The organism is Pseudomonas sp. B21-032, from assembly GCF_024748965.1.
In the GTDB taxonomy this organism is placed as follows: Bacteria; Pseudomonadota; Gammaproteobacteria; order Pseudomonadales; family Pseudomonadaceae; genus Aquipseudomonas.
In genome coordinates this window covers 4,064,913-4,080,719 of the sequence record NZ_CP087180.1, presented here as the reverse complement: position 1 = coordinate 4,080,719, position 15,807 = coordinate 4,064,913, and the positions used below count along the sequence as shown (strand labels likewise).

The window sequence follows — 15,807 nt, the reverse complement described above, 5'->3', positions numbered from 1 at the left end:
TGCCCCGGTTTTTGTTTTTGCAGCAAATTTTTTTCAAGAGGGTGAGCAACATGCAGATACAACCAGGCGTATACCGGCATTACAAGGGGCCTGAGTATCGTGTGTTCGGCACCGCGCGCCATTCCGAAACCGAGGAGTGGGTGGTGTTCTACCAGGCCCTGTACGGCGAATTCGGCCTGTGGGTGCGACCGCTTTCGATGTTTCTGGAGTCGGTCGAGGTTGACGGCGAGCAAGTGCCGCGCTTTGCTTTGGTCAAGGCTGAAACCGAGCTGTTTTCCCGCTCCGATGCCGAGGGTGGCTAAAGCCCCGCGCTTGACCTCACTCTGTTGCCACTATATATAGCGGTGCCGCGTCAGGTACCTGCCGTGTTTTTATTTTCAGTATTCAGGAATTTTCCGATCCATGGGCAAATCGCTGGTCATTGTGGAATCCCCGGCTAAGGCCAAGACCATCAACAAGTACCTGGGCAGCCAGTACGTGGTGAAGTCGAGTATCGGCCATATCCGAGACCTGCCCACCAGCGGTTCGGCCAGCGCCAGCAAGGAGCCTGCCGCCAAGCGCGGCAAGGCCGCTGCGGGCGAAGCGCCGGCCCTGTCGCCGAAAGAGAAGGCGCGCAAGCAGCTGGTTGCGCGCATGGGCGTCGACCCTGACCACGGCTGGAAGGCCAAGTACGAGATTCTCCCGGGCAAGGAGAAGGTCATCGACGAGCTGCGTCGCCTGGCCAAAGATGCCGACACCATCTATCTCGCAACCGACTTGGATCGCGAGGGGGAAGCCATCGCCTGGCACCTGCGCGAAGCCATCGGTGGGGACGACAGCCGCTACAAGCGCGTGGTGTTCAACGAAATCACCAAGAAAGCCATCCAGGAGGCGTTCTCGCAGCCTGGCGAGCTGGATATCGACCGGGTCAACGCCCAGCAGGCGCGGCGCTTCCTCGACCGCGTGGTGGGCTACATGGTTTCGCCACTGCTGTGGGCCAAGATCGCCCGCGGCCTGTCTGCCGGCCGGGTGCAATCGGTGGCGGTGAAGCTGGTGGTCGAGCGTGAGCGCGAAATCCGCGCCTTCATCCCTGAAGAATACTGGGAAGTGCACGCCGACCTGGGTACCGCCAAGGACGCCAAGGTGCGTTTCGAAGTGGCCCGCGAGAACGGCGAAGCCTTCAAGCCGCTGAACGAAGCCCAGGCCATGGCAGCGCTTGCGCAGCTCAAGTCGTCCAGCTACACCGTGGCCAAGCGTGAAGACCGCCCGACCAGCAGCAAGCCGTCGGCGCCGTTCATCACCTCGACCCTGCAGCAGGCCGCGAGCAACCGCCTGGGCTTCGGCGTGAAGAAAACCATGATGATGGCCCAGCGTCTGTATGAAGCCGGCTACATCACCTACATGCGTACCGACTCGACCAACCTTTCGGTCGATGCGGTGGAAATGGCCCGCAGCTACATCGAAAGCGAGTTCGGCAAGAAGTACCTGCCCGAAGCGCCGATCGTCTACGGCAGCAAAGAGGGTGCCCAGGAGGCGCACGAAGCGATTCGTCCGTCCGACGTTAACACCCATCCGACCAAGCTCAGCGGCATGGAGCGTGACGCCGAGCGTCTGTACGAGCTGATCTGGCGCCAGTTCCTGGCCTGCCAGATGCCGCCTGCGCAGTACCTGTCGACCACCGTCAGCGTCACCGCCGGCAACTTCGAACTGCGCGCCAAGGGCCGTATCCTCAAGTTCGACGGCTACACCCGGGTACTGCCGCAGCAGAGCAAGCCGGGCGATGACGATGTGCTGCCGGAAATGAACCAGGGCGAAGTGCTCAAGCTGATCCAGCTCGACCCGAGCCAGCACTTCACCAAGCCGCCGGCGCGCTACTCCGAAGCCAGCCTGGTCAAGGAGATGGAAAAACGCGGCATCGGTCGTCCTTCGACCTACGCGGCGATCATCTCGACCATCCAGGATCGCGGTTACGTGACCCTGCACAACCGCCGCTTCTACTCCGAGAAGATGGGCGACATCGTCACCGAGCGCCTGTCCGAGAGCTTCTCCAACCTCATGGACTACGGCTTTACCGCCGGCATGGAAGAGAACCTCGATGACGTGGCCCAGGGCGAGCGCGACTGGAAAAACGTGCTCGACGAGTTCTACGGCGACTTCAGCAACAAGCTCAAGCTGGCCGAGGACGGCGAGAAGGGCATGCGTGCCAACCAGCCGACCCTGACCAACATTGCCTGCAAGGAATGTGGCCGGCCAATGATGATCCGCACCGCCTCCACCGGCGTGTTCCTCGGCTGCTCGGGCTACAGCCTGCCACCGAAAGAGCGCTGCAAGGCCACCGTCAACCTGGTCCCTGGCGATGAGATCGCCGCCGATGACGAGGGTGAATCGGAGTCGCGCGTGCTGCTCAACAAGCACCGCTGCCCGATCTGCTCGACTGCCATGGATGCCTACCTGCTCGATGAGAAGCGCAAGCTGCACATCTGCGGTAACAACCCGGATTGCACCGGCTACGAAATCGAAGAAGGCAACTACCGCATCAAGGGCTACGAAGGGCCGAGCCTTGAGTGCGACAAGTGCGGCAGCGAGATGCAGCTCAAGACCGGCCGTTTCGGCAAGTTCTTCGGTTGCACCAACGCCGAATGCAAGAACACCCGCAAGCTGCTCAAGAGCGGCGAGGCGGCGCCGCCGAAGATGGACGCGGTGAAGATGCCGGAGCTCAAGTGCGAGAAGGTCAACGACACCTACGTGCTGCGTGACGGCGCTTCGGGGTTGTTCCTGGCTGCCAGCCAGTTCCCGAAAAACCGCGAGACCCGCGCACCGCTGGTGATCGAAATCATCCCGCACAAGGACGAGATCGATCCGAAGTACCACTTCCTCTGCGAAGCGCCGAAGAAGGACCCGGACGGTCGCCCGGCAGTCATTCGCTACAGCCGCAAGACCAAGGAGCAGTACGTGCAGACCGAGGTTGACGGCAAGCCGACTGGCTGGCGTGCGTTCTACGACGGCAATGCCTGGAAGGTCGAAGACAAGCGCTGATCACCAGGTCAGGTAAAAATCGCGGGGCAAGCCCGCTCCTACAGTCTGTAGGAGCGGGCTTGCCCCGCGATGCTTTTCAGGCCTGCACTAGTGTAGATTGATAGACCGCCTTGCAGCCTTTCGGAGGGCACCCAGATGGCCCAGGAACTCTACACCCGCACCAACCAGAAGATTTACTTCGCAGGCCTGGCCCTCGAAGCCCTTGGCAAGGCGCAGGAGAGCCGGGCCATGAACGCCCAGGCGCTGATCCAGGCCGAGCGCGAATCGGCGCTGTTCCACCTGTACGGCGCGTTGCTGGGCTTGTGTCACGAGATTGCCGGGTTCTATCGTTTGCCCCAGGCCGGCGCACCCCGCGCCGAGCTGCTGCTGACCCGTGAAGTGCTTGAGGCCATTGCCATTCCAGAGATGGCCGAACTGGTCGAACTGGCTGAGCAGCGCGAAACCTGGCTGGCGCAACTGCTTGACGCTTATGCCGATTTGTTCCGACCGCCGGTCGCGAAAAAAGCAGTAAAAACCGACGTCACCCAGCCGCTGATCCAGGCGGTGAGCCTCGACGAACCCGAGGCGCCAGCGCTGTCGCGCGAAGAGCTGGAAAGCTGGCGGCAAAATCTCAAGCGCCTTACGGTTCGTTTTCGCGAGGGTTTGAGTGAGTGCTGATTGGGGCAACGGCTGGTACAATGCCGGCCTTTCGTGGAGAACAGCCCCTTATGCCAACGTCCTTTCTAGAAATTGTCGAGTTGCCTGATGGCCGGATCGAGCTTCGCCGTGCCGAGGACGAGGGTTCGTTGGTAACCCTGGATTTCTCCGAGGACGCCAAAGCCTTTTTGCAGGGTCAACACGTCGAAGTGGCCAAGGCCATGCTCAGTGTTGGCGTGCAGATGGCTGGCAAGCTGGTGGAAGGTGAGATCGAGCGCGACGACGGGCCGCGGGTTCTGCACTGATCGCCTGCATGGCTTCCTCGTCCTGAGGAAGCCTGGCGAAATCAACATTTGAAACAGACCTGAATATCAGCCGAGGCGGATGTTCAGGCTTTGTGCGTCTCCTGCACGGGCGGCATTGCTCAGTTGCTGACGGGCGCTGCTGCTGACGGTATTGAGCCAGCTGACCACAGTGTGGCTGCGGCCCAGGCGCAGGGCTTCGCAGGCCAGTTGCAAGGCGCTCTGGTTGCCGCGCGGTTGCAGCAGCAGGATGCGCTCGCGGTTCAGCCCGGCCTCGCGCAGCCAGGCCTGGGTCAGGCTGGCGGGTGGGGCTATCAGGGTCAGCCAGCGGGCGTCATGTTCTTCGCTCAACTCGCTCAGTTCACGCAGCATCGGTGCCAGCAGGCTCTGGCAGCTACCCAGTGCGCCACGCAAGGACAGCTCGCTGAAAACCTGGGCCGCGCCGGGGTGGGGTGCAGGCCTGGAGTTTTTCAGTCCGGGCAGTACCGGCTGGGCCAGGAATGCTTCGAACAGTGGCAATTGTGCTTGCAGCGGTACGTTCTGTGACGCAGGGGGGAACTGCATGATGCCTCCTTTACCGGCGTATGACGCCGACACTCAAGCCCTCGATCACCAGTTCCTGGTCTTTCAGGTTGACTTCGATAGGGGCGAATTCGGGGTTCTCGGCAATCAGCCAGACCTTGCTGCCTTCGCGCTTGAAGCGCTTGACCGTGACTTCATCGCCGATGCGGGCGACGACGATCTGGCCGTTACGGGCTTCGCGGCAGGTGTGTACCGCCAGCAGGTCGCCGTCGACGATGCCGACATCCTTCATGCTCATGCCGTGAACGCGCAGCAGGTAGTCGGCACGCGGATGGAAGAACCCCGGGTTGATGTTGCAGGACTCCTCGATGTGTTGCTGGGCGAGGATCGGTGCACCGGCTGCTACCCGGCCGATGATCGGCAGGCCGCTGTCGTCGGGCTTGGCTTCGAAGCCCGGGATGCGAATGCCCCGTGACGCCCCGGGGGTCATTTCGATCGCACCCTTGCGGGCCAGGGCCTTGAGGTGCTCCTCGGCGGCGTTGGGCGATTTGAAGCCCAGCTCCTGGGCGATCTCTGCGCGGGTCGGCGGGAAGCCGTTGTCTTCCAGGCAGCGTTTGATAAAAGCCAGAATCTCAGCTTGGCGTGGCGTCAGTTTTAGCATGTCGATCGCTCTGTCTTTTTATACAGTGACTGGGATTATATACAGTGGGTGGCAAGCTGCAAGCGCCAAGCTTCAAGAAACGGCACAGGGGCGTTCTTGCAGCTTGCAGCTTGTGGCTTGCAGCTATGGTTTAATACGTGACCATATGGCCGCAAAACGGCTGCGCGGACTTGACAAATCACCACTTTGAAACGTATGTTTCAAACAAGTGTTTGTCAGGCGGAGAAGTCATGGCCCAGTCGGAAACCGTAGAGCGCATTCTCGATGCTGCCGAGCAGCTGTTCGCGGAAAAAGGTTTTGCCGAAACCTCATTACGGCTGATCACCAGCAAGGCCGGCGTCAACCTGGCGGCGGTGAACTACCATTTCGGTTCGAAGAAGGCCCTGATCCAGGCGGTTTTCTCGCGTTTCCTCGGGCCGTTCTGCGCAAGCCTTGAGCGCGAGCTGGAGCGTCGCCAGGCCCGCCCCGAGCAGAAGCCCACCCTTGAAGAGCTGCTGGAGATGCTGGTCGAACAGGCCCTGGTGGTACAGCCACGCAGTGGCAACGATCTGTCGATCTTCATGCGCCTGCTGGGCCTGGCCTTCAGCCAGAGCCAGGGTCACCTGCGCCGCTACCTTGAAGACATGTACGGCAAGGTATTCCGCCGCTACATGCTGCTGGTCAACGAAGCCGCGCCGCGCATTCCGCCAATCGAGCTGTTCTGGCGCGTGCACTTCATGCTCGGCGCTGCGGCGTTCAGCATGTCCGGGATCAAGGCCCTGCGCGCCATTGCCGAAACCGATTTCGGCATCAATACCTCGATCGAGCAGGTCATGCGCCTGATGGTGCCGTTCCTGGCCGCCGGCATGCGCGCCGATAGCGGCGTCACCGACGAGGCCATGGCTGCCGCGCAACTGCGCCCGCGCAGCAAGTCCTCCGGCGCTCCGGTCGCCGCCAAGGCCTGATGCCACGGCTGGGCGCGGCGGGCCGCATCGGCTAAGCTAGCGCCCCATGGCCAGTCTCGATTTCCTGCATATTTCCCTCGCTGATCAATGCCTCTATGGGTTCGCCCAGGGGCAGTTGCGCCTGCGCCTCGAGATCTCCACCGCGCGCAATGGCGCGGGCGAGCTCAATGGTTCAGGTTGCACGCCGCGAGGGCGCCACCAGGTACGTGCCAAGATCGGCGCCGGCCTGCCGCAAGGCGCGGTGCTGCGCGGGCGGCGCTGGACTGGCGAGACCTGGTCGGCCGAGCTGCATGAACAATTTCCCGGTCGCGACTGGATCCTTACGCGCATTCTCTGGCTCAGCGGTTGCGAGCCGGGCGTCAATCGCCTGGGGCCAGTCGACACCTTTCGCCGTTACATCTACCTGCATGGCACGCCCGATAGCGAACCTATGGGTGTGCCGTTGTCCCATGGCTGTGTGCGCTTGCGCAACGCCGACCTGCTGAGCCTGTTCGACCAGGTGCCGGTGCATTGCCCGGTGCAGATCGACGAAGCCGCGTGCCCCCAATGGGCTCACATCAGCGTCAACTGAAGGATCAATTATGAGTGCCAGCCTGCAAGGCTCCCTGATGGTCGACATCGCCGGTACCTGGCTGACCGCCGAGGACCGCCAGCTTTTGCGCCAGCCCGAAGTGGCCGGCCTGATCATCTTTGCCCGCAACATTGAAAGCCCGCGCCAGGTGCGTGAGCTGTGTGCCTCGATTCGCGCCATTCGCCCGGAACTGATCCTGGCGGTGGACCAGGAGGGCGGTCGGGTCCAGCGCCTGCGCCAGGGCTTTGTGCGCCTGCCGGCGATGCGCGCGATTGCAGACAACGACAACGCCGACTATCTGGCCGAACAGTGCGGTTGGCTGATGGCCACCGAGGTGCTGGCGGTGGGCCTGGACCTGAGCTTTGCGCCAGTGCTGGACCTCGATCACCAGCGCAGCGCGGTGGTCGGCAGCCGTGCCTTTGAAGGCGATCCACAGCGCGCCACGTTGCTTGCCGGTGCTTTTATCCGCGGCATGAACGCTGCGGGCATGGCCGCTTGCGGCAAGCATTTCCCCGGTCATGGCTGGGCCGAGGCCGATTCCCATGTGGCGATCCCTACCGACGAGCGCAGCCTGGAGCAGATCCGCGCAGCCGACCTGGTGCCGTTCACCCGCTTGAGCGGGCAAATGGCGGCAGTAATGCCGGCCCATGTGATCTACCCGCAGGTCGACAACCAGCCGGCCGGTTTCTCCCGCCGCTGGTTGCAGGACATCCTGCGTGGCGAGCTGGGTTTCAACGGGGTGATCTTCAGTGATGACCTGTCCATGGCTGGCGCCCACGTGGTCGGCGATGCGGCCAGCCGCATCGAGGCGGCGCTGAGTGCCGGCTGCGACATGGGCCTGGTGTGCAATGACCGTGCAGCGGCGGAACTTGCCCTGAGCGCGGCCCAGCGCCTGAAGGTCAAGCCTTCGCCGCGGATTGCGCAGATGCGCGGGCAGGGCTTTGCCCGTACCGACTACCGTCAGCAGCCGCGCTGGCTGGAGGCCCTGGGGGCGCTCAAGGAAGCGCAACTGGTCGATTGATGGCAATCGCGGGTCAAGCCGGGTCGCCGTACCGCCGCTCCCACAGAGGATCGCAATCTTCTGTGGGAGCGGCGGTACGGCGACCCGACTTGACCCGCGATGAATTCAACCGGATCTAGAGCCGTGCCGCTTCCCCGGCAACGGCGCAAACAGCGCATCGATATCCTCCGCCGCCAAACGCCAGTCCCCCGCCTGGCGCCCATCCAGCACACCTGCCGCCAACGCCGATTTCTCCAGTTGCAACTGCTGGATCTTTTCTTCCACCGTGCCCCGGGTAATCAGCTTGTAGACGAACACCGGCTTCTCCTGGCCGATGCGATAGGCACGGTCGGTGGCCTGGTTTTCTGCGGCCGGGTTCCACCACGGATCGTAGTGGATCACGGTGTCCGCAGCGGTCAGGTTCAAGCCCACACCACCGGCCTTGAGGCTGATCAGGAAGATCTGCAATTGCCCGCTCTGAAAGTCCTGCACCGGCGAGCGGCGATCGCGGGTCTCGCCGGTCAGCAGGGCATAGGCGATACCGCGGTGCTGCAGTTCGGCCTCGATCAGCCGCAGCATGCTGGTGAACTGCGAGAACAGCAGGACGCGTCGCCCTTCGGCCAGCAGTTCTTCGAGCATTTCCATCAGGCTGGTGAGTTTGCCGGAGTGGGCGCCGCGCGCGGTCGAGGCTTCGCTGTTGATCAGGCGTAAATCGCAGCACACCTGGCGCAACTTGAGCAGCGCTTCGAGAATGATGATCTGGCTGCGCGCCACGCCCTTGCGGGTGATTTCGGCGCGCACTTTCTGGTCCATGGCCAGGCGCATGGTTTCGTACACGTCACGCTGGGCATCGCTTAGCTCGACCCAGTGGATCATTTCGGTCTTGGCCGGCAGTTCGGTGGCCACCTGCTCCTTGGTGCGCCTGAGCAGGAAGGGCTTGATTCGCGCATTCAGGTACTGCAGGCGTTCATCGTTGCCCTGGCGCTCTATCGGCACGCGGTAGTCGCGATTGAAGGCCTTGGCATCGCCCAGCCAGCCAGGCAGCAGGAAGTGAAACAGCGACCACAGCTCGCCCAGGTGGTTTTCCAGCGGCGTGCCGCTCAGGCACAGGCGCTGGCGTGCTTCGAGCTGGCGCGCGGCCTGGGCCGCCTTGCTGTTCGGGCTCTTGATGTACTGCGCCTCGTCGAGGATCAGCACATCCAGCATCAGGCCCTTGAAGTGCTCCAGGTCCTTGGGCAGCAGGGCGTAGGTGGTCAGCAGCAGGTCGTAGTCCTGCAGGTTGTCGAAATGCTTGCGCCGGCCAGTGCCCTGCAGGGCCAGTACGCGCAAGCCTGGGGCGAAGCGCGCAGCTTCGTCCTGCCAGTTGGGGATCAGGCTGGTAGGCATCACCACCATCGCCGGGCGGGTCAGGCGTCCGGCGTTCTTTTCGCAGAGCAGGTGGGCGAGGGTCTGCAGGGTTTTGCCCAGGCCCATGTCGTCGGCGAGGATGCCGCCAACCTGCAGCTCGCGCAGGGCCTGCATCCAGCTCAGGCCTTCGAGCTGATAGGGGCGCAGGGTTGCGTTCAGGCCATCCGGGGTTTGTGCCGGCTGCAAGCGAATATCGCGCAGCCGTTCGCCCAGGCTGCGCACCTGTTCGCCACCTTGCCAGCTCAACGGCAGGTCTTCCAGGTCGTTGAGGCGAGTGGCGTCCAGGGTTGGCAGGCGCACGCTGGTTTCGCCGGGTTCGCGCAGGTAAAAGTCACCCAGGGTGGCCAGCACCGGCTTGAGGCGGCCGTAGGGCAAGGCCACTTGCAGATTGCGCCTTGCTTCACCGGCGGGGGCGGGGATCTGCACCAGCAACTGCTCGTCGTCGCGACGCTTGTGCAGTTGCGCCGGGTTAAGCAGCTCCGGGTGGCTGCGCAGCACGTTGAGCAAGATCGGCAACAGGCTCAGGCGCTGGCCATTGACCTCGATACCCAGCTCCAGGTCGAACCAGTCGCGGCCGCTGGCTTCGTCGATGTGCGCATACCAGTCGTCAACCTCGGCGAGGTTGAAGGCGAAGTCCTCGGTGTACTCGATCTCCCAGCCTTGCTCGCGCAGGCTGGGCAGATCGTTGAGCATGAAACGCAGCCAGGCCGCTTCGGAAGCCAGCTCCAGCAGGTCGCCGGCACTCTCCGGCAAGGCTTTGCTTTGCCGGGTGGCCACCTTGAAGCCCAGGCGTTGAAGGGTTTGGCGGATCTGACTTTCGGCTTCGGCGTGGCGCTGTATGCGTTGGCTGCTGACGTCCAGGCGGCCGGCTTCCTTGCCTTGCCTGCCGCTGGCACGAATGCCGTCATAGTTGAACGACAGCGCCGCCCGGTGCTGGTGCTGGCGCTGCATCCGGCCGGTTTGTGGCACGTAGGCGCTGAACTCGTGGCTGCCCAGGATCAGGTGAGGTGTGGGGGCAAGACCATCGTTAGGCATCGGGTTACTGCTCCATCATCTCCGCAGGCGCAGTGGGAGCGCTGACTGGGCGGTGGGTAGTAACTTTCAGCAGCACGGCCAGGTGTCCGCCATCGAAGAAGGTCAACTCGCCATTTTTTATGTTGCTGTTGCTCTGCTTGAATGCTTCGCTCTGCAGCACGCTGCCGTTGCCGTCGAACTGGTTGACCCAGAAGTTGGCTTCTGCGGCGATGAAGCGCTCTTCCTTGATGCTAAGGTTGCCGGCGATGGGGAACTGGCCGAAGTGCTCTTCGCCGTCGCTGATCGCCACTGTGCCTGCGTCCTGTTTCCAGGCCTTGTGCAGCAGCACGGTGTACTGCGGGTCGGCGGCAAGCTTGGCCGCTTCGTCATTGAGCGCCGGTTGGCGCAGGTCACCTTCCTGGATGGCCTGGGCGCCGTTGCGCCAGTCTTCCGGAGCCGACTTGATGGTGATCGCCGGCACGGCGTTTTGCCGTACCAGGATCATTTCGACCTGAAAAGTGCCATCGGCAAAGGCTGCCGGGGCGATCAGCGCCAGCAGCAGGGTCAGGCTACGCATTACACGCATGGAACTTCCTTCACGCAGATTGTGGGGTCAGGCGCTCGAACAGCGCCTCAAGGTTGTTGAAGCGCTCTTCCGGACGCTCCATCGGCACCAGGAACTTGAACTGGGTGGCGCCTTCGAACTTGTAGCGTTTTGGCTGGCTCTGGATCAGCTTGATCAGCACCAGCGGATCGACCGGGGTTTCCGATTCGAACTCGATCTTGCCGCCATTGGGCCCGGCATCGACTTTCTTGATGCCGAGTTTTTCCGCCTGCAGCTTGAGCAGGGTCAGGCGCACCAGGTTCTTGGTCGGCTCCGGCAGCAGGCCGAAGCGGTCGATCATCTCCACTTGCAGGTCCTTGAGGCCGTCTTCATCCACCGCCGAGGCGATGCGCTTGTAGAGGATCAGCCGCGCGTGGACATCCGGCAGGTAGTCCTCGGGAATCAGCGCCGGCAGGCGCAGGTTGATTTCCGGGCCGCCGCCCAGCGGCTGGTCGAGGTTCGGCTGGGCGCCCTTGCGGATGGCCTTGACCGCGCGCTCGAGCATTTCCATGTACAGGGTGAAGCCGACTGCCTGGATCTGCCCGCTCTGGCCTTCGCCGAGCAGCTCACCGGCGCCGCGGATTTCCAGGTCGTTGGTAGCCAGGACGAAACCTGCGCCCAGGTCCTGGGTGTTGGCGATGGCTTCCAGGCGCTTCTCGGCGTCCGGAGTGATCTGCTGGCGCGGCGGGGTGAGCAGGTAGGCGTAGGCCTGGTGGTGGCTGCGCCCGACCCGGCCGCGCAACTGGTGCAACTGGGCCAGGCCGAACTTGTCGGCGCGCTCGATGATGATGGTGTTGGCGCTCGGCACGTCGATGCCGGTCTCGATGATGGTCGAGGCGATCAGCACGTTGAAGCGCTTGTGGTAGAAGTCGCTCATCACCTGTTCGAGTTCGCGTTCGCGCATCTGCCCGTGGCCGATGCCGATGCGGGCCTCCGGCACCAGTTCGGCGAGGTCGGCGGCGCATTTCTCGATGCTCTTCACATCGTTGTGCAGGTAGTACACCTGGCCACCGCGCAGCAGTTCACGCAGCAACGCCTCTTTGACCGTGCTCTTGTTCTGCTCCATGACGAAGGTGCGTACCGACAGCCGGCGTGCCGGCGGCGTGGCGATGATCGACAGGTCGCGCATGCCGGCCACGGCCATGTTCAGGGTGCGCGGGATTGGCGTGGCGGTCAGGGTGAGGATGTCCACCTCGCTGCGCAGGGCCTTGAGCTGTTCTTTCTGGCGCACACCGAAGCGGTGTTCTTCGTCGATGATCACCAGGCCCAGGTCTTTGATCTTGACGTCGTCCTGCAACAGCTTGTGGGTGCCGATGACGATGTCGATCTTGCCTTCGGCCAGGTCCGCCACCGCGGCAGCGACTTCCTTGGGCGACTTGAAGCGGCTCATCACTTCGACCGTTACCGGCCAGTCGGCAAAGCGGTCGCGAAAACTGTTGTAGTGCTGCTGGGCGAGCAGGGTGGTGGGCACCAGGATCGCCACCTGGCGACCGCCATGCACGGCAATGAACGCCGCGCGCATGGCCACTTCGGTCTTGCCGAAGCCGACGTCGCCGCACACCAGGCGGTCCATCGGCTTGGCCGCGAGCATGTCCTCGCGCACCGCCTCGATAGCGCTCTGCTGGTCGGGGGTTTCCTCGAAGGGGAAGCCTGCGCTGAAGGTGGCGTAATCCACCGACGGGTCGGCGAAGGCATAGCCTTTGCGCGCGGCGCGGCGGGCATAGATGTCGAGCAGTTCGGCGGCCACGTCGCGCACCTGTTCGGCAGCCTTGCGCTTGGCTTTCTGCCAGGCTTCGGAGCCGAGCCGGTGCAGCGGCGCCAGGGCGTCGTCGCTGCCGGTGTAGCGGGCGATCAGGTGCAGGTTGGCTACCGGCACATAGAGCTTGGCGCCCTCGGCGTATTCGAGGGTGAGGAACTCGGCGGCCTGGTTGTCGATTTCCAGGGTCGCCAGGCCCAGGTAGCGGCCCACGCCATGGTCGATATGCACCACCGGCGCGCCTTCGCGCAGCTCGGTGAGGTTTTTGATCACCGCATCGTTGTTGGCGTCGCTGCGCTTGTCGCGGCGCCGGCGCTGCATCACCCGCTGGCCGAACAGCGGGCTCTCGGCGACCAGGGCAATGGCCGGGTCGTCCAGCAGCAGGCCTTCGTCCAGCGGGGCGATGGTGATCGCCAGGCGCGCCTTGCCAGCGACGAAAGCGCTCCAGCTGTCGACGGTCTGCGGGCGCAGCTTCAGGCGTTCGAGCAGTTCCAGCAATACTTCGCGGCGCCCCGCCGATTCGGCGGTGAACAGCACGCGGCCAGGGAACGTCTCGAGAAACCCCGACAGCGCCGCCAATGGCTGGTTGGCCTTGGCTTCGATGGCAAGGTTGGGCAGGACCTGGGCCGGGGAGCGTTCGCGGCCGACCCCGCTGTCGAGGTCATCCTGGCTGACCACCACCCGCGGCCAGCTTTTGAGCCGGGCAAAGCAGTCTTCCACCGGCATGAACAGCTCGGCCGGCGGCAGCAGCGGCCGCGCCGGGTCGATGCGACGCTCCTCATAACGGTTGCGTACATCGCTCCAGAAGTGTTCGGCGGCCTGCTCGACACCGGGCAGGGAGAACACCTGGGTGTCCTGGGGCAGGTAGTCGAACAGGGTCGAGGTGTCGTCGAAGAACAGCGGCAGGTAGTACTCGATACCGGCCGGGGTGATGCCGCTGGAAAGGTCTTGGAAGATCGGGCAGCGGCGAAAATCAACGTCGAAGCGCTCGCGAAAGCGCGCCTTGAAACGCGTCACCGCATCTTTTTGCAGCGGGAACTCGCGGGCGGGCAGCAGCCGCACCGACTCGACCTTGTCGATCGAGCGCTGGGTTTCCGGGTCGAAGGTGCGCAAGGTCTCGATTTCGTCATCGAACAGGTCGATGCGGTACGGCAGCTTGCTGCCCATCGGGAACAGGTCGATCAAGGCGCCGCGCACGGCAAATTCGCCGTGCTCGTAGACCGTGTCGACACAGCGGTAGCCGCTGGCTTCAAGACGCGTGCGCATCTGCTCGACATCGAGCTTCTGGCCGATGTCCAGCACCAGGCTGCTGCCGAGCAAGAAGCGCGTCGGCGCCAGGCGGTGCAGGGCGGTGGTGATCGGCACCACGAGAATGCCGTGATCGAGCTCCGGCAGCCGGTACAGGCTGGAGATGCGTTGGGAGATGATGTCCTGGTGCGGCGAGAACAGGTCGTAGGGCAGGGTTTCCCAGTCGGGGAACGGCAGCACCGGCAGCTCGGGCGCAAAAAAGCGCAGCTCCTGCTCGAGGCGGTCAGCGCTCTGGCTGTCGGCGGTCAGCAGCAGGGTGAAGCGTTTGGCGGCGCTGGCCGCTTCGGCAATGGCCAGGCTCAGGGCGGCGCCCGGCAGGTTGCCCCAGGTTTGTTTGCCGGCAGTGGCCGGCAGGTGCGGTAGACGCAGAACAGGCACGGGAGGTCGAGCTCCAAGCGTTGCGACAAAGACGCCAATTGTACCGGGCGCAGGCCCGCGCTGTCAGGTTTGTGCAGGCTAAAAGCATGTAGTGCGATGCTGGCGACAGGCGCTCATTGCCCGATGGGCTGCGGGGCGTCATAATGTAGCCCCTTTTTTCTGTCCCTACATGTGGAAGGTTCCCGTGACTCAGAAGCCCGACCAGTGTCTTGGTGAGTGGATTGATCGTGAAGCGCTTGCAGAAGCGATGATCCCGCTTATCGGTCAGCTCTACCGCAATAACAATGTGGTGAGCTCGATCTATGGCCGTAGCCTGATCAACCGCTCGGTGATCTCGATCCTCAAAGCACACCGCTTTGCCCGTCATCGCCAGACCGACGAAACCGAACTGTCTGTACACGAGACATTCCCGCTGCTCAAAGCCATGAGCGAGCTGAAACTGGGCGCCGCCTCGGTCGACCTGGGCAAGCTGGCCAACAAGTTCAAGCAAGAAGGCAACGGCCGTACTGCCGAGCAGTTCGTGCGTGAAGAAATGGCTGACGTGGTTGGCCAGCAAAACGCTTCGGCACGCAAAGGCACCGACGTCGTGTTGTACGGCTTCGGTCGTATCGGCCGCCTGCTGGCGCGCATCCTGATCGAAAAAACCGGTGGTGGCGACGGCCTGCGTCTGCGCGCCATCGTCGTGCGCAAAGGCGCCGAGAACGATCTGGTCAAGCGTGCCAGCCTGCTGCGTCGTGACTCGGTGCACGGCCCGTTCGATGGCACCATCACCATCGACGAAGCCAACAACACCATCACCGCCAACGGCAACCTGATCCAGGTTATCTACGCCAAGAACCCGAGCGAAGTCGACTACACCCAGTACGGCATCGAGAATGCCCTGATCGTCGACAACACCGGTGTATGGCGCGACGCCGACGGCCTGGGCCAGCACCTGGCCTGCCCGGGCGCTGCCCGCGTGATCCTCACCGCACCTGGCAAGGGCGCGCTGAAGAACATCGTGCACGGCATCAACCATGGCGAAATCAGCGCTGATGACAAGATCATCTCCGCGGCTTCCTGCACCACCAACGCCATCGTTCCTGTGCTCAAAGCGGTCAACGACAAGTTCGGTATCGTCAACGGCCACGTTGAAACCGTTCACTCGTTCACCAACGACCAGAACCTGATCGACAACTTCCACAAGGGCAGCCGTCGTGGCCGCGCCGCGCCGCTGAACATGGTTATCACCGAGACCGGTGCTGCCACTGCAGCCGCCAAGGCACTGCCAGTGCTCAAGGGCAAGCTGACCGGCAATGCGATCCGCGTACCAACGCCGAACGTGTCGATGGCCATCCTCAACCTGAACCTGGAAAAAGCCACCAATCGCGAAGAGATCAACGAGTACCTGCGCCAGATGGCCATGCACTCGGACCTGCACAAGCAGATCGACTACGTGAGCTCCCAGGAAGTGGTCTCCACCGACTTCGTCGGTTCGCGCCACGCCGGTGTGGTCGATGCCGAAGCCACCATCTGCAACGATAACCGTGTTGTCCTGTACGTCTGGTACGACAACGAATTCGGTTACAGCTGCCAGGTAGTGCGCGTGATGGAAGACATGGCTGGCGTCAATCCGCCTGCTTTCCCACGCTAAGCTTGGCTTGATCGTGAAAGACGGGAACCTCAGGGTTCCCGTTTTTTTTGCCTGAA

At 63.2% G+C, this 15,807-nt stretch carries 13 protein-coding genes; 8 read left to right on the top strand and 5 right to left on the bottom strand.

Annotated elements, in window-relative coordinates; all coding sequences use genetic code 11:
- Window positions 1–50 precede the first annotated feature (50 nt).
- The 4 genes from LOY54_RS18760 to LOY54_RS18745 all read left to right on the top strand — a co-directional run bounded on the left by LOY54_RS18760 (window position 51) and on the right by LOY54_RS18745 (window position 3,956).
- The gene (locus LOY54_RS18760; protein ID WP_045194911.1) at window positions 51–302 is read left to right on the top strand and encodes a DUF1653 domain-containing protein; all 252 of its coding nucleotides are present in this window, start codon (window positions 51–53) and stop codon (window positions 300–302) included.
- Window positions 303–402: 100 nt separating this feature from the next.
- Window positions 403–3,015, top strand: coding sequence for a type I DNA topoisomerase (gene topA, locus LOY54_RS18755; protein ID WP_010226976.1), 2,613 nt, complete (start codon window positions 403–405; stop codon window positions 3,013–3,015).
- Between the two features lie 135 nt (window positions 3,016–3,150).
- Complete coding sequence (locus tag LOY54_RS18750; RefSeq protein WP_258607554.1) at window positions 3,151–3,672, top strand: DUF6586 family protein; 522 nt, start codon at window positions 3,151–3,153, stop codon at window positions 3,670–3,672.
- A gap of 50 nt (window positions 3,673–3,722) precedes the next feature.
- Window positions 3,723–3,956 carry a hypothetical protein gene (locus tag LOY54_RS18745; RefSeq protein ID WP_045194907.1) on the top strand — a complete coding sequence of 78 codons (234 nt, stop codon included), beginning with the start codon at window positions 3,723–3,725 and terminating at the stop codon, window positions 3,954–3,956.
- A 66-nt stretch (window positions 3,957–4,022) separates the two neighbouring features.
- Here LOY54_RS18745 and sulA read toward each other — a convergent pair whose 3' ends face one another.
- A complete protein-coding gene (sulA, locus tag LOY54_RS18740) occupies window positions 4,023–4,517 on the bottom strand; it encodes an SOS-induced cell division inhibitor SulA (protein ID WP_093380765.1) in 495 nt (164 codons plus the stop codon).
- A 10-nt stretch (window positions 4,518–4,527) separates the two neighbouring features.
- Window positions 4,528–5,136, bottom strand: a complete 609-nt coding sequence (lexA, locus tag LOY54_RS18735) for a transcriptional repressor LexA (RefSeq protein ID WP_045194902.1) — start codon at window positions 5,134–5,136, stop codon at window positions 4,528–4,530.
- Window positions 5,137–5,366: 230 nt separating this feature from the next.
- Here lexA and LOY54_RS18730 point away from each other — a divergent pair, with 230 nt between their 5' ends.
- The 3 genes from LOY54_RS18730 to nagZ are packed head-to-tail and all read left to right on the top strand — an operon-like array spanning window position 5,367 to window position 7,672.
- A complete protein-coding gene (locus LOY54_RS18730) occupies window positions 5,367–6,080 on the top strand; it encodes a TetR/AcrR family transcriptional regulator (protein WP_195884684.1) in 714 nt (237 codons plus the stop codon).
- Window positions 6,081–6,126: 46 nt separating this feature from the next.
- The gene (locus tag LOY54_RS18725) at window positions 6,127–6,651 is read left to right on the top strand and encodes a L,D-transpeptidase (protein ID WP_123565451.1); all 525 of its coding nucleotides are present in this window, start codon (window positions 6,127–6,129) and stop codon (window positions 6,649–6,651) included.
- A gap of 22 nt (window positions 6,652–6,673) precedes the next feature.
- Complete coding sequence (nagZ, locus tag LOY54_RS18720) at window positions 6,674–7,672, top strand: beta-N-acetylhexosaminidase (RefSeq protein ID WP_176794328.1); 999 nt, start codon at window positions 6,674–6,676, stop codon at window positions 7,670–7,672.
- A gap of 105 nt (window positions 7,673–7,777) precedes the next feature.
- Here the strand turns inward: nagZ and LOY54_RS18715 are convergent, their stop codons facing one another.
- The 3 genes from LOY54_RS18715 to mfd are packed head-to-tail and all read right to left on the bottom strand — an operon-like array spanning window position 7,778 to window position 14,118.
- Complete coding sequence (locus LOY54_RS18715) at window positions 7,778–10,093, bottom strand: DEAD/DEAH box helicase (protein WP_258607553.1); 2,316 nt, start codon at window positions 10,091–10,093, stop codon at window positions 7,778–7,780.
- Between the two features lie 4 nt (window positions 10,094–10,097).
- Window positions 10,098–10,658, bottom strand: a complete 561-nt coding sequence (locus LOY54_RS18710) for a peptidoglycan binding protein CsiV (RefSeq protein WP_258607552.1) — start codon at window positions 10,656–10,658, stop codon at window positions 10,098–10,100.
- Between the two features lie 10 nt (window positions 10,659–10,668).
- Window positions 10,669–14,118 carry a transcription-repair coupling factor gene (mfd, locus tag LOY54_RS18705; protein ID WP_258607551.1) on the bottom strand — a complete coding sequence of 1,150 codons (3,450 nt, stop codon included), beginning with the start codon at window positions 14,116–14,118 and terminating at the stop codon, window positions 10,669–10,671.
- Between the two features lie 169 nt (window positions 14,119–14,287).
- On the opposite strand from mfd, the gene LOY54_RS18700 reads away from it, so the two are divergent.
- Entirely contained in the window at window positions 14,288–15,751 is a 1,464-nt protein-coding gene (locus tag LOY54_RS18700; protein WP_045194887.1) for a glyceraldehyde-3-phosphate dehydrogenase, read from the top strand.
- Window positions 15,752–15,807: the final 56 nt, after the last annotated feature.